This window comes from Halorientalis sp. (assembly GCF_028275115.1).
In the GTDB taxonomy this organism is placed as follows: Archaea; Halobacteriota; Halobacteria; order Halobacteriales; family Haloarculaceae; genus Halorientalis.
In genome coordinates, this window is the sequence record NZ_JAQCNH010000029.1 from 87,678 (window position 1) to 111,689 (window position 24,012).

Annotated in this window: 19 protein-coding genes; 13 read left to right on the top strand and 6 right to left on the bottom strand. The window is 66.2% G+C overall.

The window, feature by feature from the left end; all coding sequences use genetic code 11:
• Window positions 1-44: 44 nt before the first annotated feature.
• Window positions 45-2,972: a DUF1508 domain-containing protein gene (locus tag Q0964_RS05040; RefSeq protein ID WP_299264243.1), complete on the bottom strand. Its 2,928-nt coding sequence runs from the start codon at window positions 2,970-2,972 to the stop codon at window positions 45-47.
• An 81-nt stretch (window positions 2,973-3,053) separates the two neighbouring features.
• Window positions 3,054-3,881, bottom strand: coding sequence for a pantoate kinase (locus Q0964_RS05045; protein ID WP_299264245.1), 828 nt, complete (start codon window positions 3,879-3,881; stop codon window positions 3,054-3,056).
• Between the two features lie 103 nt (window positions 3,882-3,984).
• Between Q0964_RS05045 and Q0964_RS05050 the strand changes: the two genes are divergently transcribed.
• From Q0964_RS05050 to Q0964_RS05060, 3 genes are all read left to right on the top strand, one after another.
• Window positions 3,985-5,298 carry an acyl-CoA thioesterase/bile acid-CoA:amino acid N-acyltransferase family protein gene (locus Q0964_RS05050; protein WP_299264248.1) on the top strand — a complete coding sequence of 438 codons (1,314 nt, stop codon included), beginning with the start codon at window positions 3,985-3,987 and terminating at the stop codon, window positions 5,296-5,298.
• Between the two features lie 138 nt (window positions 5,299-5,436).
• Window positions 5,437-5,649 carry a hypothetical protein gene (locus Q0964_RS05055; protein WP_299264251.1) on the top strand — a complete coding sequence of 71 codons (213 nt, stop codon included), beginning with the start codon at window positions 5,437-5,439 and terminating at the stop codon, window positions 5,647-5,649.
• A gap of 99 nt (window positions 5,650-5,748) precedes the next feature.
• Window positions 5,749-5,901, top strand: a complete 153-nt coding sequence (locus Q0964_RS05060; protein ID WP_299264253.1) for a hypothetical protein — start codon at window positions 5,749-5,751, stop codon at window positions 5,899-5,901.
• Window positions 5,902-6,117: 216 nt separating this feature from the next.
• On the opposite strand, the gene aspS is transcribed toward Q0964_RS05060, so the two are convergent.
• Window positions 6,118-7,422, bottom strand: a complete 1,305-nt coding sequence (gene aspS, locus Q0964_RS05065) for an aspartate--tRNA(Asn) ligase (protein WP_299264256.1) — start codon at window positions 7,420-7,422, stop codon at window positions 6,118-6,120.
• 106 nt (window positions 7,423-7,528) lie between these two features.
• On the opposite strand from aspS, the gene Q0964_RS05070 reads away from it, so the two are divergent.
• The 3 genes from Q0964_RS05070 (at window position 7,529) to Q0964_RS05080 (ending at window position 10,877) form a co-directional block, all read left to right on the top strand.
• Window positions 7,529-8,008 (top strand): Lrp/AsnC family transcriptional regulator, encoded by a 480-nt coding sequence (locus tag Q0964_RS05070; protein WP_299264259.1) that lies wholly within the window; start codon window positions 7,529-7,531, stop codon window positions 8,006-8,008.
• A 185-nt stretch (window positions 8,009-8,193) separates the two neighbouring features.
• On the top strand, window positions 8,194-8,643 hold the full coding sequence (locus tag Q0964_RS05075; protein WP_299264262.1) for an NAD-binding protein: 450 nt from the start codon (window positions 8,194-8,196) through the stop codon (window positions 8,641-8,643).
• 23 nt (window positions 8,644-8,666) lie between these two features.
• On the top strand, window positions 8,667-10,877 hold the full coding sequence (locus Q0964_RS05080; protein ID WP_299264265.1) for an amino acid permease: 2,211 nt from the start codon (window positions 8,667-8,669) through the stop codon (window positions 10,875-10,877).
• Between the two features lie 184 nt (window positions 10,878-11,061).
• Here Q0964_RS05080 and Q0964_RS05085 read toward each other — a convergent pair whose 3' ends face one another.
• The gene (locus Q0964_RS05085) at window positions 11,062-11,766 is read right to left on the bottom strand and encodes a phosphoglycerol geranylgeranyltransferase (protein WP_299264272.1); all 705 of its coding nucleotides are present in this window, start codon (window positions 11,764-11,766) and stop codon (window positions 11,062-11,064) included.
• Window positions 11,767-11,819: 53 nt separating this feature from the next.
• Entirely contained in the window at window positions 11,820-14,405 is a 2,586-nt protein-coding gene (locus Q0964_RS05090; RefSeq protein ID WP_299264275.1) for a DNA topoisomerase I, read from the bottom strand.
• A 175-nt stretch (window positions 14,406-14,580) separates the two neighbouring features.
• Between Q0964_RS05090 and Q0964_RS05095 the strand changes: the two genes are divergently transcribed.
• Window positions 14,581-15,339, top strand: coding sequence for a HEAT repeat domain-containing protein (locus tag Q0964_RS05095; protein WP_299264276.1), 759 nt, complete (start codon window positions 14,581-14,583; stop codon window positions 15,337-15,339).
• Window positions 15,340-15,450: 111 nt separating this feature from the next.
• Here Q0964_RS05095 and gatB read toward each other — a convergent pair whose 3' ends face one another.
• Complete coding sequence (gene gatB / locus Q0964_RS05100) at window positions 15,451-16,968, bottom strand: Asp-tRNA(Asn)/Glu-tRNA(Gln) amidotransferase subunit GatB (protein WP_299264278.1); 1,518 nt, start codon at window positions 16,966-16,968, stop codon at window positions 15,451-15,453.
• Between the two features lie 110 nt (window positions 16,969-17,078).
• Between gatB and Q0964_RS05105 the strand changes: the two genes are divergently transcribed.
• From Q0964_RS05105 to Q0964_RS05130, 6 genes are all read left to right on the top strand, one after another.
• Window positions 17,079-17,381: a DUF6199 family natural product biosynthesis protein gene (locus Q0964_RS05105; RefSeq protein WP_299264279.1), complete on the top strand. Its 303-nt coding sequence runs from the start codon at window positions 17,079-17,081 to the stop codon at window positions 17,379-17,381.
• A 108-nt stretch (window positions 17,382-17,489) separates the two neighbouring features.
• Window positions 17,490-17,825 (top strand): DUF7518 family protein, encoded by a 336-nt coding sequence (locus Q0964_RS05110; protein WP_299264281.1) that lies wholly within the window; start codon window positions 17,490-17,492, stop codon window positions 17,823-17,825.
• A 24-nt stretch (window positions 17,826-17,849) separates the two neighbouring features.
• Window positions 17,850-21,437, top strand: a complete 3,588-nt coding sequence (smc, locus tag Q0964_RS05115) for a chromosome segregation protein SMC (RefSeq protein ID WP_299264282.1) — start codon at window positions 17,850-17,852, stop codon at window positions 21,435-21,437.
• Window positions 21,430-22,557 carry a segregation and condensation protein A gene (locus Q0964_RS05120; RefSeq protein WP_299264284.1) on the top strand — a complete coding sequence of 376 codons (1,128 nt, stop codon included), beginning with the start codon at window positions 21,430-21,432 and terminating at the stop codon, window positions 22,555-22,557. The genes smc and Q0964_RS05120 overlap by 8 nt, the downstream gene beginning before the upstream one ends.
• Before the next feature lie 45 nt (window positions 22,558-22,602).
• Window positions 22,603-22,725 (top strand): hypothetical protein, encoded by a 123-nt coding sequence (locus tag Q0964_RS05125; RefSeq protein ID WP_299264286.1) that lies wholly within the window; start codon window positions 22,603-22,605, stop codon window positions 22,723-22,725.
• Window positions 22,726-23,001: 276 nt separating this feature from the next.
• On the top strand, window positions 23,002-23,901 hold the full coding sequence (locus Q0964_RS05130) for a PhzF family phenazine biosynthesis protein (RefSeq protein WP_299264287.1): 900 nt from the start codon (window positions 23,002-23,004) through the stop codon (window positions 23,899-23,901).
• Window positions 23,902-24,012: the final 111 nt, after the last annotated feature.

The following is a 24,012-nucleotide window of genomic DNA, read 5'->3' on the forward strand; positions in this document are numbered from 1 at the left end:
CGGTGAGCGCCCGACCGCGACAGTTGTCAATTCCCGGCCCCGGGTCAGGCCTTGACCTCGGTCGCGGCGTCGGGACCGAACTCCCGGAGGCCGCCCAGCGCCTCCCGGGCTTCGCGGCGGGTGGTGTAGGTCCGCTTGCTCTCGGCGACGGTCGTTCCGTCGGTGTCGACCAGCCGCCAGCGCCAGCCGTCGTCCCCGTCACCGTCGTGGAGTTCGAAGGCCGGCGACTCGATCTCGAGCAGGCTCGCCGTCGTCAGCACGTCCCGGACGGACGCGAGTGCACGCTCGGCCGCGCTCCGGGACTCGAAGGTCGGGCCGCTGCGGCCGACGGTGTTATCCGCAGTGTCGACGAACTGCCAGCTCCACCCCTCCGCTCGCTCGGTGATCTCGAAAGCCGCCAGATCGAAGTCCAGCAGGCCCGCATCGCCGGCGAGTTCGCGAGCCCGTGAGAGGTCCGCTCGTGCGCTCTCACGACTCTCGTGGGTTCGAGCCCCGACCAGCAGTGTGTTCCGGTCGGGGTCGACGAGTCGCCAGCGCCAAGGGTCGCCCTCGTCGTCGCCGACCGTTTCCAGCCGGAACGCTGCGGGGTCGACCGCGAAGACGCTCGCACCACCGACGTTGTCCCGGACCAGTCGCGCGGTCGTGGCCACGGCGTCGCGGGAGGGAAACCTGTCGGTGCCGACGGCGAGCGGTTCGCGGTCCCGGTCGACGATCTCCCACTCCCAGACCTCGCCCTCCTCGCCCTCGGTGACGGAGAAGCGGGTCGCGACGTCCTCGACGGTGTGGACGGCCGCATCGGCGGCGAAGTCGGCGACCGACGTGGCCGACTCGGTTGCACTCTCCCGGTCGGTGAATCCGCCGAGGTCCCGGGCGATGGTACTCCCGTCGGGGTGGATGAGCCGCCAACACCACTGTCGGCGCTCGCCCTCGCCGATGTACACCTGAAAAAGCGCCGCGTCCATCCGGCGGGTGTCGGCCTCCGGGGCCAACAGTGAGAGGGCGTCCATCGCCTCGCGGGCGGCCTCGTCGCTGTCGTAGCGGCCGGGACTGGTGGCCAGCGTTTCCCCGCGGGCGTCGACCAGTCGCCAGTGCCACTCCGCCGCCGCTTCGTACAGCTCCAGCGCGGCGCTCCCGATTTCGACGAGGTCGGCCTCCGGCGCGTGTTGTTTCATCGTGTTCATCGCCGCCGCAGCGTCCTCGCGGGAGGCGTGTTCCTGCCCGCTGTCGGAGACGACGCTCCCGTCTGCGTCGACCAGCCGCCAGTTCCAGCCACCCTCGGTGGCCTCGTAGAGGTGAAACGCGGCGCTGCCGAACTCGATTCGGTCGGCGGTCTCGATCTCCTCGCGCATCCCCTCGACGGCGGCCTCCGCATCCGCCGGGTCCTCGAAGGTCGCGCTGGCCGGACTGCGCGCGACGATGTTGCGGTCCTCGGTGACGAGTCGCCAGGCCCATTGGTCGCCCTCGGGATAGATCTCGTACTCGGCGTCGTCGAGTTCGACGACCGACGCGTCCGCGACGACGTCCTTGATCCGACCCACGACCGAGCGGCCGCTCTCCTCGGACGGCACCGCGCCGTCACACCTGGCGACCACCTCGTCGTCGGCGTCCACCAGTCGCCAGCGCCACCCGGCGTCGTCGCCTTCGATGAGTTCGTAAGCGGGTGACCCAGCTTCGAGAAACGGCATATCGATAGCCCCCTCCATGATGCGTCGGACTGACGCCTCGACCGCCTCGCGGCTCTCGAACTCGTCGCTCGACCGCATGATACTGTCGTCGGCGGCGTCGACCATCTCCCAGCGCCAGCGCCCCCCGTTTTCGACCAGTTCGACACCGACCTGTTCCACGTCCATCACCGGCGACTCGCGGGCGGCCTCTCGAATCGACCGGATCGACGCCTCGGCGTCGTCACGGTCGTCGTAGGCGCGTGGCCCTTCGCCGAGGACGCCACGGTTCTCGTCGACCAGCCGCCAGCGCCAGTCCCCGCCACCGGCCCCGGCCCGGTTCTCGGCGGGACTCCGTGCCGCCCCGTCGCCGTAGACCTCGAACGCACCCTCGTCCACGTCGAGCAACGAGGCACCGGGACCGTGTTCTTTCAGCAGATTCACCGCGCTCTCGGCCGTCTCGCGGTCGGCGTAGTTGCCGTCACTGTCGGCAAGGACGACACCGTCCCCGTCAACGAGCGTCCAGCGAACGCCCGCGCCGCCGTCGCCGTTCCCGTCCGTGTCGCGGTACAGGCGGAAGGCAGCGTGATTGATTTCCAGAAGACTCGCGCCGGCGACCTTCGTTTTGATCTCCTCCAGCGCCGTCTCGGCGTCGTTCTGGCTGTCGTAAGCCTGTGCCCCGTCGGCGACGGCCGCCTGCTCGACGAACCACCAGTGCCAGCCTGACTCACCCGGGAAGACCGCGAACACGCCGTCACGGTCCGCGTTGCCGACCAGCACGTCGGAGACGCGTGTCTCCGTCTCCGCTTCGACCACCCACCCCATCGCGGCCACGTCCTCGTCGGGCAAAAAGTAGCCTCGCCGGCCTGTCAGCACGGGCACCAGCGCAGCGACGAGTGCCAGAAGCGCCAGGCCACCGCCATACCCGGCGAAAAACAGCTGTCCGTCTGTGGTCCCCAGCCGGCCGGGATAGGCCCGAAAAAAGTACCCGACCGCTCCGACAGAGACGAGCGAACCCAGTGCCGCGACCGGGACCGCCCGTCGGCGTAGAGGCAACTGGAGGACGGTTCCCAGCACGAAGAGTGGCACTCCTGCGGCCCCCAGCGCGAGCACGAGTTCCGTGACCGCCACTCGCGAGAGCGGGAGCACTCCCGTCCGACCGGTGACGAGCACCCCCGCGCCGGCGAGTACCGCCACCAGTCCGACCACCAGTACCCAGTAGCCGTACACCTCCGGTTTCGTCCGTGGCTCCCCAATGTACTCGTCGTAGAGTCCGTAGGAGACGCTGTCCGGCTGCGACCCGGTTGCCATTGTTACAGTTCGACGTTTGGACCACTCGATATCTTAAACGTGTTGTTAGTTCACACCTCTGCCGATGACCGACGACGAGGGTTATTCGAGCAGACGCGCACCCGTCGGGTCGATTCGGCAGGTCGACGGGTCGTAGCCGGCCGCCGAGAGCCCGCCGTCGATTGAGAAGACGGTCTCACCGAGCATCGCCATCGAGGCGTCCCCGCCGGCCTCGTTCACGTCCAGAATCACGTCCCGGACCGCCGGTGTGAGCAACTCGGCCTCGCGAGCGAACTGTCGGGATGCACGCATGAACGACGACAGCGTGGGTTCTTCGACGACCCGCGAGAGACTGCGCTTTCCGGCCTGGTTCAGCAGGTCGGCGTCGCCGGAGATGACATCCTCCGTCGAGCGTTCGCCCAGCGCGTGGTACTCGACGGGGCCGCGGGCCGGAATCGCGTCCAGCAGGTTGTCCTGCGGTCCGCCCGGCTCCAGTCGGATTGGGAGGCCACCGCGGGCCTGTGCCACCACGTCGCCAAGCCCCGTGTCCGCCTGCACCTCCGCGCCGTGGGCGATAGTGACGAGTTCGTTCTCCGAGAGCCGGCGGTCGAGCGCCTCGTTGACCGCCAGGGCAGTGCCGAGCGCCATCGCACCCGAGACGCCGAACCCGGAACCGATGGGCAGCGGCGTCTGACCGTCGACACGCGCGGTCGCCCTGAGCGTCTCTAGTACCGTCTCGACCGCTTCCATCTCGACCGGGACGTCGTTACAGCGCACACTCGTCTCCTCGGCCGGTCGAACGGTCACGGTGACGCCGTCGGAGAGCGTCAGCCCCGCGCCCTGGGAGCCCGTCTTCGTCGGGTCGTCGTCCCGGTGAATGGTGAAAAAGCCGGTCACGTGGCCTGGGACGAACGCCTCGGCTTCGGTCATGCCTCTCGGTCGGGGCCCCGAGTGAATAAAGGGTGGCCGTCGCGGTTTCCGAATGTGACCGTCAGCCGCCATCGGTTTCACCGCTGCCCGCCAGACCCGTGGTATGAGCGACACGCCGCGAGTCGTCGTCAGCCCCGACCGCGCGCTGGTCGACGAACGGTTCTCGGTCCGGCTCGCCGGTTTCCCGCCGTGGCGGCAGGTGACCGTTCGCGCTCGGATGCCGCTGGACGGCGGTCTCTGGGAGTCCCGGGCGACGGTGCGGACCGACGACGATGGGACCGTCGACCTCGACACGCAGCGTCCTCTCGACGGCACGTACGCGGCGGCCGACGCGATGGGGCTTGTCTGGTCGGCCGAGCGAATCGGTGCCCGTCCTGCCCCCCGCGAGCGAACCCAGACCGACGGCAACGTCTCACTCACCGCGACTGTTGGCGGGCAACGCGTCGCCAGCGCCACCGTCGAGCGACGCTTCCGGCGCGAGGGTGTCGCCGACGAACCGGTCGACCACCCCGAATTCGTCGCACAACTGTACGAACCATCCGTCGGTTCCTCGGGCGGTGGCGGGTCCCACCCCGGCGTCGTCCTGCTCGGTGGGTCGAGTGGTGGCTTCCCCTCTCGTCGTGTCGCGTCGCTGCTGGCATCGCGCGGCTACGCCGTGCTGGCGCTGGCGTACTTCGGCCGCGAGGGCCTCCCCAGCCGACTCGTCGAGGTCCCGCTGGAGTACGTCGAGTCGGCGGTCGAGTGGTTCGCCGAGCGCGAGCGGGTCCGGCCCGAGCCGCTGGGGGTCGTCGGCTGGTCGCGGGGCGGCGAACTCGCCTTGCTCGTGGCGTCCCGCTGTGCGCGACTTCGGACCGCCATCGGGTACGCACCGAGTCCCGTTACGTTCCAAGGAAACCGGCTGCTGTCGGACGCCGGTTCGGCCTGGACCGTCGACGGCGAGCCCCTGCCATACGTCCCGCTGGCGAGACCGCCCGGCTTCCGGTTGCGAGCCGTCGCCCGGTGGCTCCGTGGCCGGGCGCTGTCGCTCCGACCGCTGTTCGAGCGCGGACTGTCTCGCGCGAGCGACAGCAGGGTCCGGGCGGCGACGACACCCGTCGAAGCAATCGGCGGTCCCGTGTTGCTGGTGACCGGCGGCGACGACCGCGTCTGGCCGGCCGACCGTCTGTCGACGCGGGCGACGGCACACCTCGACGAGCAGGCGTACGCACACAGTTACGACCACCTCAGAGTTCCCGCCGCTGGGCACGATATCAAGCTCCCCTACCACCCGACGACCGAACGGGCGACGCGACCGTTCCCGGTGCCCGGCCGGCCGCTGACACTCGACATGGGCGGCACTCCCGCGGGGTACGCCCGGGCCGACGCGGAAGCCTGGAAACGGACGCTGGCGACGCTCGACGAGGGGCTGCGGTCCTGACACACGCCCCGGCGGATTCGGTGACACCGATCCCGTCGCCAGCGTCCCCCAGTCGGCCACTCCGCTGTCTCCACAGTCGTCCGCGGTCGGGTCGTTCGGCTCTCCCTCGACGCCACGGCGGCCAGCGCACTCACACAGGTGGTCGAACTCGACCTGCTCGGTGCCTTCGACGGGGCCGTCGCCGTTCCCGACGCCGTCTGTGCAGAGGTGACGACCGAGCCGGCGCGAGCGAACGTCGGTCGGTTCGTCGACGGCCACGCAGTCGAAACCGACTGGACCGACGACGCGCTACGCGTGACGGAGAATCCTCGACGCGACGGACGCGTCGCCGGGCGTGGACGAATCGCTTGAGGGTGAGACGGCGGTCGGAAGTGCGGACGACGAGCCGACGGTCGGGCTGGTCTCCGAAGACCGGCGGCTCCGGACTGTCGCCGAGGGTTCGGCGCGACGGTGACCGGCACGTTCGGCGTCGTCGTCCGGGCCGCAATCGCCGACAAGTGCTTCACCCGGCCACAGGCCAAGCGCGTGGTCCGCGGGATCGACAGTCACGGTCTCCACCTCACCGGCGAGTCGCGCGAACAGGCCGTGGGAGCGAGCGAGTGACGCAGGCCAGCCCGTCGGAGTGCAGTCGCTCTCGCGGGAACAGTGTGACTTCGTTGGAGTCGCTTGAAGCCGACGCGGAGCGCCGGCGACACGGTCAGTCCGCTACGCTCCCTCGCTGCTCCCGCTCGACTGTCAGTCGTCAGTCCTACCGACTGGGTCGCTGCCGGTCTGACGAGACTCGTTGCACTCGTCTCGTGGGCTCCCAACGTCTTCGCCCTACGGGCTCAGACGTTGGCGATCTCGCGGGAACAGCACAGCCTCCCGAATGTTGCCCAGTCCGAGCATCGTCATGATGAGGCGCTCGCCGCCGAGACCCCAGCCGGCGTGGGGCGGCATGCCGTACTTGAACATCTTGGTGTAGTACTCGAAAGCCTCTGGGTCGAGACCCTGCTGTTCGAAGCCCTCAACGAGGTGGTCGTAGCGGTGTTCACGCTGGCCGCCTGAAACCAGTTCCATCGACGGGTGCATCATGTCGAAGCCCGTCGACACGTCCGCGTCGTCGTCGTGATCCTTGATGTAGAAGGGCTTGATCTCGCTGGGCCAGTCCGTAATGAAGTAGTGTTCGCCCACCTCCTGTCCGAGGACGTGTTCCGCCTCCGTCGAGAGGTCGTCGCCCCACACGAGCACTTCGTCGAGTTCGCCCGTCGCGTTGATCCGTTCGAGGGCCTCTTCGTACGTGAGCCGCGGGAAATCACCTTCGGGGACCTCGAACTCGTCCTGCATATCGAGGGCTTCGAGCTGGTCCTGGCAGTTCTCGGCGACGCCTTCGTAGGCGGCTTTCACGATGGTCTCACAGGCGTCCATCGCCTCCGTGTAGTCGTAGAACGCCGACTCGAAGTCGATAGAGGTCGCCTCGTTGAGGTGCCGAGGCGTATTGTGTTCCTCGGCGCGGAAAATCGGGCCAATCTCGAAGACACGTTCGAGGCCGGAGCCGACCATCAACTGCTTGAACAACTGCGGGCTCTGGTTCATGAAGGCCTCCTGCCCGAAGTACGTAATCGGGAACAGCTCGGTGCCACCCTCGGTTCCGGTCGCGACGATTTTTGGCGTGTTGATCTCCGTGCAGCCGAGACTACGGAAGGCGTCACGGACCGCCGCGAGCGCCGCGGCGCGGATCTGGAAGATGGCCTTGACCTCGTCTTTCCGGAGGTCGAGCGTCCGGTTGTCCAGCCGAGTCGGGAGTTCTGCGTCGACCTTCCCGGACGGGTCGAGCGGTAGTTCGGGGTCGGCCTCGGCGACTACGTCGACGGTGTCGGGAACGACCTCGACGCCGGTGGGCGCGCGGTCCTCTTCCTCCACGTCGCCGGTCACGGCGACGACGCTCTCGCGGTGCACGTCGAGACCCGTTTCCACGAGGTCGTCGTCCATCTCGTCTTTCTCGAACTTGACCTGAATCTTCCCGGTCGTGTCGCGGATGATGATGAACGCGATACCACCCAGGTCTCGAATCTCGTGGACCCAGCCGGCGACGGTGACCGTGTCGCCCGGCTCGGCGGCTGCGGTGTATGTACGGTCGTCCATGCTGTCGGCTATCGGCGGCCGGGACTTAAGCCCCCGCGTTTCCCGTCAGGCACACGACGAGGCGCGACGACGGTACACTTTTTATTAGGTGTCCAGTTCACTCGCTATGAGCGACAGAGACGATATCGTCGAACTGGACGACCTGGACCGGAGCATCGTCTATCGCCTCCAGCACGACGCACGCAACACGTCCGCGAGCACCATCGCCGAGGAGATGGACGTGGCCGCCAGCACTGTCCGCAACCGGATCAACCGGCTGGAAGACGCTGGCGTCATCAACGGCTACTACCTCGACGTCGATTACGAGCGGACCGGGTTCCAGCTACACACCCTCATCGTCTGTAACGCCGAGATTCCAGACCGGGAGCGGTTGGCCCGACAGGCGCTCGAAATCGAGGGCGTCGTCGCCGTCCGCGAAGTGATGACTGGCAGCGAGAACGTCCACGTCGAGGTCGTCGGCCGGGACGGCGACGACCTCAGCCGGATCGGACAGGAACTCGACGCGCTGGGTCTGGAGGTCGTCGACGAGGACATCATCCGTAACGAGTACGTCCACGCGTACGAGGGATTTTCACCCGAGAGTTGACCGACTCTAGCGACGTCCTGTAACGCGTTCCCACAAACAAGGGGTTCTGTTTACCTTTTCCGCAGAATAACCGGTTGATTTATGCGGATACAACAGCCACTACCGAGTAGGAGGCGGGCGAACACCGGCATTCGGGTCGCGTTGCTCCCCGAATAGCCACGTCCATCCCACTCAAACGAAGACCAATGATACCCAAGCAAAACCGGTCAGAAGCCGTTCTCTCGGCCGACACGGCGTCGGTCGTCGTCGTCGGTGGTGACGGAGGGAGAGGGCTCGCGTCACGCTTCGATGAATCCGCAACTGTTCGCTTCGTCAGCGACGACGGGTCCCTCGTCCGCCGAGCGGCGGACGAAGGACTGGACGCACACTGTGTCGACGTGACCGACGCGAGCAGTCTCTATCCGGTCGTCGAGAGGTTCGATACGGCCATTGTGACCTTCGACCCGGACCGGACGGCACTGTTTACCGCGCAGTTGCTGCGTGCCTGCTGCGGCGTCGAGACCGTGATTGCCTGTGTCACCGACGCGACCTACCGCGACGCGTTCGCGGAGACGGACATTCGGTTCGTGGACCCGCCGTCGTTGCTGGCCGGAGCCGTCCGCGAGCGACTCACCGAACCGGAATCCGGAACCTGACGATACGTTTTACCGCTCACACAATGCCAAAAGAACTCGAACGAGACCTTGGGCTCCCTGCAGTGATCGCGATCAGCGTCGGTGCGATGGTCGGAAGCGGCATCTTCATTCTGCCCGGTATCGCGCTGAAAACGGCCGGCCCGGCGGTTATCCTCGCCTATCTGGTCGCCGGGGTTCTCGTCCTGCCAGCGGCGCTGAGCAAGGCAGAGATGGCGACCGCGATGCCAGAAGCCGGCGGGACCTACATCTACATCGAGCGTGGCATGGGACCGCTGCTCGGGACGGTCGCGGGCGTAGGAACGTGGTTTTCGCTCGCGTTCAAGGGCGCGTTCGCGCTCATCGGTGGCGTCCCGTACCTGCTGTACCTATTCGACCTCCCTGTCAAGCCGATCGCGCTCGCGCTGGCGGCCCTCCTGATCGCCGTCAACCTCGTCGGCGCGAAACAGACCGGCCGGCTTCAGATCGGTATCGTCGTCGTGATGCTCCTCGCGATGGTGTGGTTCGTCGTCTCCGGCCTGCCGAGCGCGACCGGGAGCTACTACGGCGGGTTCTTCGAGAAAGGGACCGGCGGGTTGCTCGCCGCGACCGGTCTGGTGTTCGTCTCCTACGCCGGCGTGACCAAGGTCGCGAGCATCGCCGAGGAGATCGAGGACCCGGACCGGAACATCCCGCTGGGGATTCTCATCTCGCTGGGGTTCACGACGCTCCTGTACGTTCTCATCGTCGTCGTGATGGTCGGTGTCACGCCGCCGAACCTACTCAGTGACTCGAACGTTCCGATGATCCACGCCGCCGAAGCGACGCTGGCGTTCCCGGGCGTCGTCGCCGTCATCGTCGCGGCCGTCCTCGCGCTCGTCAGTACCGCCAACGCGGGCATTCTCTCCTCGTCACGGTACCCGTTCGCGATGGCCCGCGACAAACTCGCCCCCCCGTCGCTGACGGAGATCCACGAGTCGTGGGGGACCCCCTCGAAAGCGATCACGCTGACGGGCGTCGTCATGCTGTTGCTCATCGCCTTCGTCCCCATCGAACAGATCGCGAAACTCGCCAGCGCCTTCCAGATCGTCGTCTTCGCGCTGGTCAACGGCGCAGTCGTAGCCTTCCGCGAGGGCAACGTCGGCGAGTACGATCCCAGCTTCGAGTCACCGCTGTACCCCTGGACCCAGGTCGCCGGGATCGTCGGCGGCCTCGCGCTCATCGGGTTCATGGGACAGGACGCGCTGGTCGGCGCGGTGGTCATCACTGTCGGGTCGGTCCTGTGGTACTTCTACTACGCCAGCGGGAAGGTCGAGCGGGAGGGCGCAGCCACCGACGTGCTCCGACGGGCAATCGGACAGGAAGCAATCGAGCGGACGAAGTCGACGTTCGAGGAGGTCGAAGGATACGAGGCGCTCGTAGCGATCACGGAAGACACGAGCGCGAAACGCGAGCGCTCACTGGTCCGGATCGCAGCCGACATTGCCCGGGAGAACAACGGGAGCGTCACCGTCGTCCAGTTCGACGAGGTGCCCGACCAGGCCCCTCTCGAACAGGTCTCGGAAACGCTCTCGCCCGCCGACGAGGCCTTCGAGCGGCGGACGGCCGACCTCACGGAGGCGTTCGACGTGCCGATCCAGTACGGCGAAATCGTCAGCCACGACGTCAGGCACGCAGTCGTCAACTTCGCCGAACACGAGGACGCGGACTTCCTCCTGCTCGAACGCGGAGACGAGTCGCCGTACGCACCGATCTTCGGCACGAGTGTCGAGTGGATCACCCGAAAGGCTCCCTGTGACGTGTTGCTGATCGAAGATCGGGACCTCACGGACATCCACTCGATCACGGTCGTCACCGACGACGGCCCGTTCGATCCGCAGAAAATCGCCATCGCGAACGCACTGGCGAGCGAGACCGAGTCACGCATCGACCTCCTCTACCCCGTCACCGGGAGCGCGACCGAGCCCCAACGCGAGACCATCGAGGAGTATCTGTCCGAACTGGAGACACTCTGTTCGGTGCCAGTGTACCGTTCTGTCGTCGAGAGCGACGACCCGGCGCGCGACTTCGTCTCCGCGGCCGACCCGGCCGACGTGTTGATAATCGGGACCGACGGCGGTCGCCTCCGGAGCAGCCTGTTCGGCCGCCCGGCAGACTGGATCGTCGACAGCGTCGACTGCACGGCCGTCCAGATCCAACCCGCACACTCCGACCGACCCGGCATCCTCCGTCGGATGGTCGAACGAATCGTCTTCTGAGCGGGAGCAGTTTAGCGTCTCTCCCGTCGGCCACCTGCAGGCCGCCCGAGTCCGTCGTCACCGAGGCGTTACTGGCCGATGTCTTCGGAATCGAAGCGACCGTCGCGGCGGCCGGACACGGGCCACGGGGCACGCCATTGTGGCCGCTCGCGGACGAAACGGGCGGACCGGACGGACAGCAGGACTAGTTCGCGTCTTTCGCACCGTCGACTGTCTCGCGGACGGCGTCGACGCCCTCGTCGTGGACGAGGTCGCCGACGACCACCACGTCCGATTCCTGGGCCATCTGGTGAGACGAGTCGTAGTCGTGGATACCGCCGCCGTAGAACAGCGTAGATTCCGAGAGCGCGCCGTGGGCGGCCCGAACCTTTTTTGAATCGCCGAGCGTGCCCGAATACTCGACGTAGACGATCTCCTGGCCGAACATCTGTTCGGCGACCTCGGCGTAGGCGGCCACGTCGTCCGCGCTCTGCTCGCAGTTGGCCCCGGTGTAGGTGGCGACCGACGCCTCCGGGTTGAGCACGATGTACGCCTCCGTCCAGGTGCGCGACCAGTCGATGTCGTCGTCGAGTCGGACCCACTCCTTGTGTGCGCCGGTCGTCCACGTTACGTCGCCGGCGTTCATTACGATGGGGACGAGGTAGCCGTCGTGTGCGTCGCTGTGGACGACCGAGGACGGGTTGGACGGTTCGATATAGATCGGAATATCGTATTTCCCGCAGGCGTCGACGACCCGCGACATCTTCTCTCCGGTCATCCCAGTGGTGCCGCCTACCTCGATGGCGTCGGTCCCGGTCGCGGCCACGTCCTCGAACGTCTCACCGTCGACCAACGACTTGTCCGGGTCGATTTTCAGGATATGGTCCCACTCCGTCCATGGCCCGCTCATACCCGGCTCATCCCGGTGGACGGTAAAAACTACTTCGGAAAGGCAGTCACCGCTCAGTCCGCCGCTTCGGCTCCGGCCTGCTGTTGCCACTCCCGAATCTGGTCGGCACTGACCCCCTGGACCGTCGTCGCCATCTCGTCCGGGTCGACAGTTTCCAGATCCGCCAGCGTCTCGACGTCTGCCTCCGCCAGTTTCTCTGCCGTCCGCTCGCCGAGCCCGTCCAGGTCCACCAGGTCGTCGACCGCCTGCCGGGCCTGGTACTCACGGTAGTTACAGATCGGACAGCCCAGCTCCCAGGGTTCGTCACCGTTGTGGATGGTCAACTCGGGCAGGTCGTGTTCCTCACACTGCTGGTCGGTCACCTCGATGTCGCCCCGGCGCGGGAGTGGCAGCGAGTACTCACAGTCGGGATACCGCGTACAGCCGACCAGGCGCGAGCCGTTCCGGAGTTGTTTGATTGCGAGGGCGCCGGCCTCCGGGTCGGCGGACTCCTCTCGTGAGTCTCGTCCGCCCGAGCGGTCCGAGGCGTCTTGTGCCTCGCTCTCACGGCTTCCGTCTCTCGTCGTCGACGGCGCGCCACACTCCGGACAGTCACCGATCATCTCGTCCTCGCTCTCGTCGGCCGCGTCGGCCGCACACTGTGGACAGCCGTGGACAAACGTGTCCTGCCCGGCGAGCATCTTGACGTGCCGGAGCTCGTGTTCCTCGCACGCCGCGTCGATTACCTGCGGCTGGCCCGTGCTCGGCAACGGCAGCGTATACCGGCAGTCCGGGAAGCCGTCGCAACCAACGAAATGCGAGCCGTGCCGGCTCTGTCGAACCAGCAGGTCGTGCTCGCTCTCGGGACAGGGGCCTAGCGTCCGGTCGGCTTTGAGCGATTCCTGGAGGTGGTCGCCGACCTCCTCGCGGGAGTCGTGGAGTTCCTCGAACACGCGTTCGAGCATCGCTCTGGACTCTTCGGTCACGTCGTCCAGTGTCGCCTCCCCGCCAGCGATGGCCGCCATGTCAGCCTCTAGTCCGGCGGTCATCTCCTCGCTGACGACGTGGTCGGCGAACTCCTCGGCGGCCTCGACGACGGCCTTCGCCAGCGTCGTCGGCCGCGGCGGGTCCTGCTCGATGTAGTCGCGTTCGTACAGCTTCTCGATCGTGTTGTGCCGCGTCGACTTCGTCCCGAGTCCGAGTTCCTCCATGCGTTCGATCAGCCGCGACTGACCGTACCGGCGCGGTGGCTGGGTCTGCTTTGCTTCCAGTTCCACGTCCGACACGGCCAGTTCCGCGCCCTCCTCGACGTCGGGCACGAAATTCTCGCTTGCGCTGGAGTAGGGGTAGACCGCGTGGTAGCCCGGTCCCACGAGGCGCTTGCCGTTGGCTTTCAGTTGACAGCCGTTGGCGTCGGCGACCACGCGCAGGTGTTCCCAGGTGGCGGGTTCCGCGACCGTCGCGAAAAACCGCCGGACGACGAGCTCGTACACCTCCCACTCGTCGTCGTCGAGTTCGCTCTGGTTCGGGAGTTCACCCGTCGGGTGAATCGGCGGGTGGTCGGTCGTCTCCTCGTCGCCCCGCGTCGGCTCGATCTCGTCGAGGTTGAGGAGGCTGGCGGCGTCCTCGCCGAACGGTTTCGTGTCGGCGAAGGCCGAGAGCAGTTCCTCCGGGTCGAGGTCTTCGGGGTACACCGTGTTGTCCGTGCGCGGGTACGTGACGTAACCGGCAGTGTACAGCTCCTCGGCGATACTCATCGCTCGCTGGGCCGAGTAGCCCAGCGACCCCGCGGCACTGATGAACGCCGTGGTGTTGAACGGCGCCGGCGGCTCGTCGGTCCGGGTGCGCCGCCGAACCTCGGTGACCGTCGCACTGGACGCGGCCTGCAACCGCCCGCTGGCCTCGTCGGCCGCGCCCTCGTTCCAGACGCGTTCGGCCTCCTTGCCGTCGTCGTCGTAGAAGTACTGCGCCTTGAAGACCGCTCCGTTCTCGGTGAGGTTGACGAACAACTCCCAGTAGTCGTCGGGCTCGAAGGCTTCGATCTCCCGTTCACGGTCGACGATCAACTTCAGCGTCGGGGACTGCACCCGGCCGACGGAGATGAAGTCGTCGCCCAGTTGCCGGGCCGACAGGGAGAGAAAGCGCGTCAGCGCCGCGCCCCAGATCAGGTCGATTATCTGACGGGCCTCGCCCGCCGCCGCGAGGTCGAAGTCGAGGTCGTCCGGTTCCACAAATGCGTTTTTGACCTCGCGCTCGGTGATAGAGGAGAACCGGACTCGCTTGATCGGCACCTCCGTCTCGTCGCGGATAATCTCGTAAGCTTCCTTGCCGATCAACTCGCCTTCCCGGTCGTAGTCCGTCGCGATGACGGCCTCGTCGGCTCTGCGAGCGAGTTCCCGGAGCGTCCGCACGATGTTCTCCTTGGTCGCGGACTTGGTGATCTCGGCGTCGATCAACTCGACGGGCTCCACGTCGCGCCAGTCGCCGTACTCCGGCGGGAAGTCAACGCCGACGACGTGACCTGAAAGGCCGACGACGCGCTTGTCGCCCCAGCGGTAGACGTTGACACCGTTCCGGCGTTCGGCTTCGGCGCTTTCCTCACTGAGAATCTCGGCGATGCGCCGCGCGGCGTTGTTCTTTTCCGTAATAATCAGTTCCACGGCGGCCCACCTCCCGGTGCGTGGGTGGTCATTCGAGCCTGCCTACGCGTACCCAGGCTTTGAAGCTTTCGCCAGAGCGGGAGTCAAAACGCAGGACTGCGCGGGTACGCGCCCTCGCGCGCCGGTGGGTGCGCAGGTTCAAGACTTATCATCTCGCGGCAGTCAGATTGCACTGATGCTCCGGCGTCTGTTGTCCTGGCTTCCGGGGTCGGACAGTGACGACCCGATCGACCCAGAGGAACGGGCCGAGCGCATTCAGGAGGTCGGTCGCAACCCGCTTCAGTACGGTCACGACGCGACCGAGGAGGTCCGCGCGGCGCTTTCCGACGAGTCCCCGCTCGTTCGCGCGACCGCCGCTGAAGTCCTCGGCTCTGCCGAGGTCTACCACGAGGTCGTCACCGCCGACCCGCTGGTCGAGCGCCTGGACGACCCGGACCAGCGGGTTCGGCTCGCGGCCGCCGAGGCGCTGACGGTCACGACCGACGCCACGGTGGTCGGCGACGTGCTGCCGTACGCCATCGCCGACGACCCCGGCGTTCGCGCCGCCGGGGCGGTCGGACTCTACCACGCGCTCTCGCGGGTCACCTACGAGTTTACCCCAGCACAGGTCGAGGCGCTACTCGACGCGTTCGCCGCTGCGGGCGGGGACGACTCGGCAACCGAGAACGACCATCTGGCCCGACAGTACCTCCTGTCGGCCGTCGCACGCGGCGCAGCGCCCCGTGACCTGGCGGTCCTCGACGGGGACAGGACGAGGACGCTCGTGGCCGCGCTCGACGACAGGTTCATCGCCGTCAGCAGGCAGGCCGCGGCCCTGCTGGGACAGGTCGACCGCGATGCAGCACGTGGCGCGCTTCGGGACGCCCGCGAGGACCACTCGGACGAGCGGGTCCAGGCGGCCGCCGACGAGGCGCTCGCTGACGACGGCCGGTGACCCGTCGCTCGCGCGAGAACGTGACTCTCCCGTGTGAGGACGCAGACGGGAGTTCGGGAGACGAACGACCTGAGTCTCGAAAAAATCGCGAGTAGCCGGGGTGGGCCCGCGTCAGCCCTCCAGTTCCGCTCGCAGCAGTTGGTTCACCTCGCCGGGGTCGGCACTCCCGCCGGTCTTCTGCATGACCTGCCCGACGAGGAAGTTGATCGCGTTGTCGTCGCCGTCGTGGTAGTCCGCCACGGCGTCGGGGTTCTCGTCGATGGCTTCGGTGACGGCGACAGCCACCTCATCGCCGCTGGTCTTGCCCAAGTCTTCCGCCTCAACGACGGTCTCGGGGGCTTTTCCGTCGTCGAGCATCGTCCGCAGGACCGTCTCACGGGCGTTTTTGGCCGTGATTTCGTCCTCGGCGACGAGTTTCACGAGTGTCGTCACCTCGTCGAAACGGTCGTCGATGTCCGTAATCAGCATGTCCCGGTAGTTCAGTTCACCCAGGAGGTCGTCCGCGACCCAGGTGGCGGCGAGGTCGGGGTCGAACTCCTCGGCCACGTCCTCGAAGAAGTCAGCCACCTGCTTCGTGCTGGTGAGTTTCGACGCCGCCTCGTCACTGAGGCCGTACTCGGCCTCGAAGCGCTCGCGACGGGCGTCGGGCAACTCCGGAATCGCGATTTTTTCCGTCCAGTCGGCGACCTGGAGCGGTGGGAGGTCGGCCTCCTGGAAGTAGCGGTAGTCTTTCTCCTCCTCTTTCGAGCGCATCGAGACCGTGTTGCCGTGTGTCTCGTTGAAGTGGCGCGTCTCCTGCTCGACGGCCCGTCCGGACTCGACGAGCTTCCGCTGACGGGACTTCTCGAATGCCAGAGCCTTCTCCGCGCCCGTGTGGCTGGAGATGTTCTTGACCTCGGTGCGGTTGGCGTCGTCGAGCACTGCGTCGTCGATCTCGCCGTCGGCACCGACGTCCTCGGCGGCGACCATCGAGAGGTTGGCGTCGATTCGGAGCGAGCCGTCACGGCCGGGGTCGAACACGCCGAGATACTCGAGAACCTCCTCCAGTTTTTCCAGGAACTTCCGGACCTCGCCCGGTTTACGAAAGTCCGGTTCGGTGACGATTTCCATTAGCGGTGTGCCGGCGCGGTTGTAGTCGATCAGGGTGTAGTCGGCGCGCTCGATGGAGACAGTGCGACTCTCCAGACTCTCGGTGCCCGTCCGGACGTGTTTGATGCTGCCGGGGTCCTCTTCGAGGTGGGCCCGGCGGATGTCGACGCTCCGGCGGTTGCCGTCGACGGCAAATTCGAGCTCTCCGTCCTGGCAGATCGGGGCGTCGTACTGGGTAATCTGGAAGTTCTTCGGCAGGTCTGGGTAGTAGTAGTTCTTCCGGTGGAACGTGGTCTCTTCGGGAATCTCGGCGTCGATGGCCTTCCCGACTTTGACCGCGGCCTCGACGGCCCCCTCGTTGAGGACCGGCAGGGCACCGGGGAGGCCGAGACAGACGGGACAGGTGTGGGTGTTCGGCTCGTCGTCGCCGACGGCGGTCGAACAGCCACAGAAGACCTTCGTGTCCGTCTCCAACTGGACGTGCACCTCCAGCCCGATGACGGCGATGAGATCCCCCGTTTCGGCAGCCTGTGCTGTCATTACTCGCGAAACGTGTGCCGCCGGCTAAAGATTAACGACCCGGGCGACCGCCGCTCCCGGCTCGCGGGGACAGACACACCTTTCTTGTCCGTCCTCGTCCAAATTCGGCTATGCTGATCGACAAACTGCGCCGCCTCAGTTACGGCTGGTTGCTCGTCCAGGGACTGCTGGCCGCTACTAGCCCGGAACGGAGTATCAGACTGAACGCCAGGCTGTGGGGAGTTGCCTTCGAGAACGCGGACGAACTGGAGCCGAAACCGTGGTACGTCCGCTCCGTTCGCGCGGCGGGGGTCGGTATGCTCGCGACTGGCGGCGTCGGCCTCCTGCTCGAAGAACGGGACAGTGGGTCCGAGCAGGAGAGCGAAATCGAAGAGCCCGACGGGCCAATCACCGTCGAAACCGACGACGTGTGACCGGGTGAGTCCAGTGCCGTCGGCCACATTTTCACCAGCCGCGTTCCTATCAGAAGCTACGTGAATGTCTGACGTAACTTTATGTCGACAGCGGCAGGTGCTACTGCTATGGCGAGCGGCAATCGCGTCGAGGAACTCGAATCGCGCGTGAACGAGCTTGAAGCGACGGTCGACGGTTTGACAGACGAACTCGTCGAGTGCAAGGTGCGTATTCGCGAGCTAGAGAACGTCGTCGACGCCGAAGTCGGGCTGGACACCATCGACGGCAGTGGCGTCGGGTCGTCGACGCCGCCGGGGGAGCGCAGTACCGACGGGACAGCGCCTGTGAGCGAGCCACAACCCGAACCGACTGCGGACGCAGAGCGGGCCGAAGCGCCTAAATCTGAGGGCACCGAGGCGGAAGACGAGACGGAGTCTGAGGGAAGCGATATCATCGTCGCCTGACTGGCTCCGGCTACGAGCACCCCCATGCATATCAAAGAGCTCGTCCTCGACAGTTTCAAAAGTTTCGGCCGGAAGACACGAATCCCGTTTTACGAGGATTTCACCACGGTGAGCGGCCCGAACGGCTCGGGCAAATCCAACATCATCGATTCGATTCTGTTCGCGCTGGGTCTGGCTCGGACGTCGGGCATCCGCGCGGAGAAATTGACCGACCTCATTTACAATCCCGGTCATCAGGACGGCGAGCGTGACGGGGACGAAGAACGCGAGGCCAGTGTCGAGGTCATCCTCGACAACGCCGACGGGACCCTCGAACGGGGGACCGTCGTCAACGCCGCCGGGACCGAAGACGTAGGCGACTGCGAGGAGATTTCCATCAAGCGCCGCGTCAAGGAGACCGAGGACAACTACTACTCGTACTACTACATCAACGGCCGTTCGGTCAACCTCTCGGACATTCAGGACCTGCTGGCACAGGCCGGCATCACGCCCGAGGGGTACAACGTCGTTATGCAGGGCGACGTGACCGAGATTATCAATATGACAGCGCACGCGCGCCGGGAGATCATCGACGAGATCGCTGGGGTCGCCCAGTTCGACGCGAAAAAGCAGGACGCCTTCGAGGAACTGGACGTCGTCGAGGAACACATCGAGGAGGCCCAGTTGCACATCGGGGAGAAACGGGACCGCCTCGACCAACTCGAAGCGGAGCGCGAGACTGCCCTGGAGTACCAGAGTCTCCGCGAGGAGAAAGCGGAGTACGAGTCCTACCGGCGGGCCGCAGAGTTGGAGGACAAGCGCGCGGACCTCAACGGCGTTCGCGAGGAGGTCGACGACCTCGAGGTCGAACTCGAAACCCTCCAGCGCGAACTCGACGAGCGTCAGGGGGCGGTCGTCCGCCTCGAAGAGGACCTCGAAGACCTCAACGCCGAGATCGAACGCAAAGGCGAGGACGAGCAGCTACGGATCAAACGCGAGATCGAGGAGGTCAAAGGCGAGATCTCGCGGCTGGAGGACGCCGTCGAAAGCGCCAAGACGAAAATCGAGGACGCAGAGAACGAGCGCCGGCAGGCGTTCGTCCGGATCGACAGGAAACAGGAGGAGATCGACGACATAGAGGGGGATATCCGCGAGACGAAGGTCGCCAAGTCGGGCCTCAAGGCCGACATCCAGGAGAAAGAGGGGGAACTCGAAACGCTGGAAGCGCGCATCGAGGAGGTCGGGGCCGAGTTCGAGGAGGTCAAGGACGAACTCGACGAGAAACGCGCCGCTCTGGAGGAGGCAAAAAGCGAGAGAAACGACCTCCAACGCGAACAGGACCGCCTGCTCGACGAAGCGCGGCGGCGCTCGAACCAGCAGCGCGAAAAGGAAGCGGCCATCGAGGAGGCCGAGGCTCGTCTGCCCGAAATCGACGCCGAAATCGCCGACCTGGAGACCGAACTGGGGAAGGCAACGGAGAATCGGTCGACCATCTCCGGCGTCGTCGAGGACCTCAAACAGGAAAAACGCGAGTTGCAGTCCGCTCTCGACGACATCGAAGACGAAATTTCGGCGAAACAACAGGAGTACGCCGAACTCGAAGCCAAGGCCGGGCGGGATGGCGACTCATCCTACGGTCGGGCGGTGACGACCATACTCAACGGCGGCATCGACGGCGTCCACGGGACGGTCGGCCAGTTGGGCGGTGTCGAACCCGAGTACGCGACGGCGTGTGAGACGGCGGCCGGCGGCCGGTTGGCTCACGTCGTCGTCGACGACGACGGAATCGGGCAGCACTGTATCGAGTATCTGAAATCGCGGAACGCGGGTCGGGCGACATTCCTGCCGATCACGAAGATGCAGCGGCGGTCACGCCCCAGTTTCCCCAGCCACGACGGCGTCGTGGACTTCGCCTACAATCTCGTCGACTTCGACAGTGAGTACGCGGGCGTATTCTCTTACGTCCTCGGTGACACGCTGATCGTCGACGAGATGGACACCGCCCGGGGCCTGATGGGTGATTTCCGGATGGTTACCCTCGAAGGCGACCTCGTCGAGAAGTCCGGTGCGATGACCGGCGGGTCCTCGAAGGGGACGCGCTACTCGTTTTCCGGCGGCCAGGGACAGCTCGAACGGGTCGCCGCGCGGATCAACGACCTCGAAGACGAACGCCAGTCGATTCGGTCTGACCTCCGGGACGTGGAGAACCGGCTGGACGACGCCCGCGACCGGAAGGGAGACGCCGCCGAGCAGGTCCGTGAGATCGAAAGTGGGATCGACGCTCTCGAAGCCGAGCGCGACGAGACCGACGAGCGAATCGAGCGACTGGAGGCCGAACTCGACGAGATAGAGCGCGACCGAGAGACGGTCTCGGACCGGATGGGCGAACTCGAGAGCGATATCGAGGAACGGACGGCGGCAATCGAGGCGCTCGAAGACGGCATCGCGGAGCTAGAGGGCGAAGTCGAGGACTCGGAGCTACCGAAACTGACGAGCCAGGCCGACGAGGTACGCGGGAAGCTCGACGACCTCACAGCCCGCCGTGACGACTTGGACGGCGACCTGAACGAGCTCGAACTGGAAAAACAGTACGCCGAAGACGCCATCGAGGAGCTGCACGACGACATCGAGGCAGCCCAGAACCGCAAGGCCGAACAGGAAGAACGGATCGGGGAACTGGAGGCGAACGTCGACGAGCAGGAAGCCCTGCTCGACGAGAAGGAAGCAGCGGTCGCCGAACTGGAGGCAGAGCTCACAGACCTGAAAGGCGAGCGTGAGAAGCTCAAAACGGAGCTCAAGGCGGCCACGGAGAGTCGCGACGAACAGCAGTCGAGGGTCACGAACGTCGAGGACGACCTGGAGGCCCTGCGAGAGGAGAAAGAGCGTCTTGACTGGGAAGTCGACGAACTCGAGGGGCAGGTCGGGGACTACGACCCCGAGGACGTGCCCGACCACGACGAGGTCGAACGCGAGATCGACCGCTTGGAGGGCGAGATGGAGGCGCTCGAACCGGTGAACATGCTCGCAATCGAGGAGTACGACGAGGTTGCCGAAGACCTCGACGACCTGGAGGGAAAAAAGGAGACGCTCGTCGAGGAGGCCGACGGCATCCGCGACCGGATCGAGACGTACGAGGCGAAAAAGAAGGCGACGTTCGTGGATGCCTACGAAGGTATCAACGAGCAGTTCGAGGAGATCTTCGAGCGCCTGTCGAACGGTACTGGTACGCTGCACCTCGAAGACGAAGACGACCCGTTCGACGGTGGGCTGACGATGAAGGCCCAACCGAAAGACAAGCCGATCCAGCGGCTGGCGGCGATGTCCGGCGGGGAGAAGTCACTGACTGCGCTCGCTTTCATTTTCGCCATCCAGCGCTACAACCCGGCTCCGTTCTACGCGCTGGACGAGGTGGACGCGTTCCTCGACGCGGCTAACGCCGATATGGTCGGTGAGATGGTCGACGAACTCGCGGGTGACGCGCAGTTCGTCGTCGTCTCCCACCGTTCTGCGCTGCTCGAACGGTCCGAGCGGGCCATCGGCGTCACGATGCAGGACGACAACATCTCCGCCGTAACTGGCATCGACCTGAGCGGGGTCGGCGACGGCGACGAGGAGGTGCCCGCAGATGACTAGCGGAGACGACAGAAGGAACGCCGCGGAAACGCGAGCGGAGGGCGAAGCGAACCGCGAGCGGAACGGCGACGAAGCGGACGACGGTGAGGACAACATCCCGCTCGATATCGCCGGTCACGAAAGTCGGGAGCCGCCGGGCAGTTCCGACGGCGTGAGCGGGGGGCAGAGCGACCCGCAAGCGGGCGACGGACCGGGCGGAACGTCGTCGACGGTGGACGGTGGCGACGACGAGTTGGAGAGCAACGACGGCGGAGTCGGCGATAGTGAGGACGCTGGGGTCGCCGGACAGCCCGGTCTGGTGTCGGGTGTCGAGGGTCCGGAACCGCCGTCGGAGGACGACGTTCGACCCGTCGAAGTGCTGGTCCAGCTGGCCAGGGACGGCGAGATCGAGCCCTGGGACATCGATATCGTGACGGTGACGGACAAGTTCCTCGACCGGCTGGACGAGGCCGACCTCCGGACGTCGGGACGGGCCCTCTTCTATGCGAGCGTTCTTCTGCGGCTAAAAAGTGACGCGATGCTCACCGACGACGAGAACGAAGAGCCCGGGCCCGAGCCGTGGGAGGCGGCGGCGATGGGTGAGGACACGCCCGTCGACCCCGAGGCCGATCCGTTCGCCTCGCTGGAGAGGGAGATGGATCGCCGGCTCGACCGGAAGCGGGCGCGGGGAATGCCACAGACACTAAACGAACTGGTGCGGGACCTCCGGGAGGCCGAACGGGACACCTGGTGGAAGGAGTCCCGGGAGTACGACACGAGCGACAGTCCCGGCACGTACCAGCGGGGCACGCAGGAACTCGACTACCGGAGCGGCGACGAGTTCCGGATGGACGACGAACCGACGGCCGCGGACGTGACCGGGACCGCACACGGCGAGGACATCGATGCCATCATCGACGACGTTTACGCCGCCTGCCTCGAACGGTGGGATGGCGGCCGAGAAGAACTTCTCTACGCCGAGATCGAGGACGCCGGCGGGTCCCGGGTCGAGACGTTTCTCGGCCTGCTCTTTCTGTCTCACCGTGGACAGGTCTACCTCCAGCAGGACGACCTGTTCGGTGACCTCTGGGTGCAAGACCCCAACGCGATACAGGGCTCGGAGGAGGCCGTCGCGGACTAGTTCTGGCGCGGCATCCAGCGGCGACGGCGGAGACACAGCAGGTCGGTGACTGTACCCGCATCGGCCGCAAGCGACGGCGTGACCCCACCGGTCGCCCGCATCCGCGGTACCGACACCGAGCGGTTCCTCGAGGCGATCCAGTACGTTCGCGAGGACGGGCACTGCTGACGGTCCATCGAGACGGTCCGCGGGGCTGCGAGCGACCGGTCGGTGTGTAACGAGGCGAAACGCTCCGATGTTATCGTGTGAATCCCGACGCGGGCTTCGGGCGGTGTCGGGAGGCCCTCGGTTTGCGCGAGTCGGTCCGGTTCGAGGAGGAGCCGCGTTCGAGCCACCTGTTCGTGTCCGGCGAAGGACCGTCCCAGCCGTCCGACGGCGTGGTGACCCAGGATGGGGCTGCGCACCGACGGTAGGTTAATCCGGAGCCTCTCCGAATTCGGTGGCATGGACACGCGACAGGCGCTTCTGGTCGACGCGTTCACAGACGTTCCGCTCGCCGGCAACCCCGCGGGCGTCGTGCCCGACGGCGATGGCCTCGACGACGAACAGATGCAGGCCATCGCGTCGGAGTTGGGTGCGAGCGAGACCGCATTCCTGCGGTCGTCGGGCCAGGCAGACCGAGCGGTCCGCTACTTCACGCCCGAGACCGAGGTCGAGATGTGTGGCCACGCGACCGTCGCCAGCTACGTTTCGCTCTACGAACGCGACGAGATCGGTGCTGGCGACCATACCCTGGAAACCGAGGCTGGCGTACTGGACATCGAGGTCACCGACGATGGGGGCGTCTGGATGACACAGAACCAGCCCGCAATCCGGCGGGTCAACCTCGACTACGACCGCGTGGCCGACGCACTCGGCGTCGACGTGGCGGCGCTAGAGGACGTAGGCGCGGACCTCCCGCTGGCCCGGAGCACCACTGGGCTGCCCTTCCTCGTGATTCCGGTGAACTTCCTCGAACATCTCAGCGGCCTCGACCCGGACATGGGGGCCATCGCCGAGTTGAGTCGCGAGGCGGACACCGCCGGTGTTTACGCGTTCACCTTCGATACGCTCGAACAGGAGTCGACGCTACACGGCCGGATGTTCGCGCCGGACGGCGGCGTGCCCGAGGACCCCGTCACTGGGACCGCGAGTGGTGCGGTGGGCGCCTACCTGCGGGAGTTCGACGCGTTCGACGACATCCCCGACGAACTGGTCTTCGAGCAGGGGCATTTCGTCGACCGACCGGGGACGGTGTACGTTCGGGTCGGGGCGGAGGTCGAGGTCGGCGGGTGGGCGGTCACCGCGCTGGACGGGGAACTGGTCGTGCCCGAGACCGAGGACGACGACATCATCGAGGTATAATTCCGCTGCGTCGAAGCGCCTGCTACGTCTTATCGCCCGTCGCGGGCGGCAGCGTTGCACGCCACGCGCGGTTCGGAACCTTCTTTATCGGTGTTCTGCACTTCCGAGGTG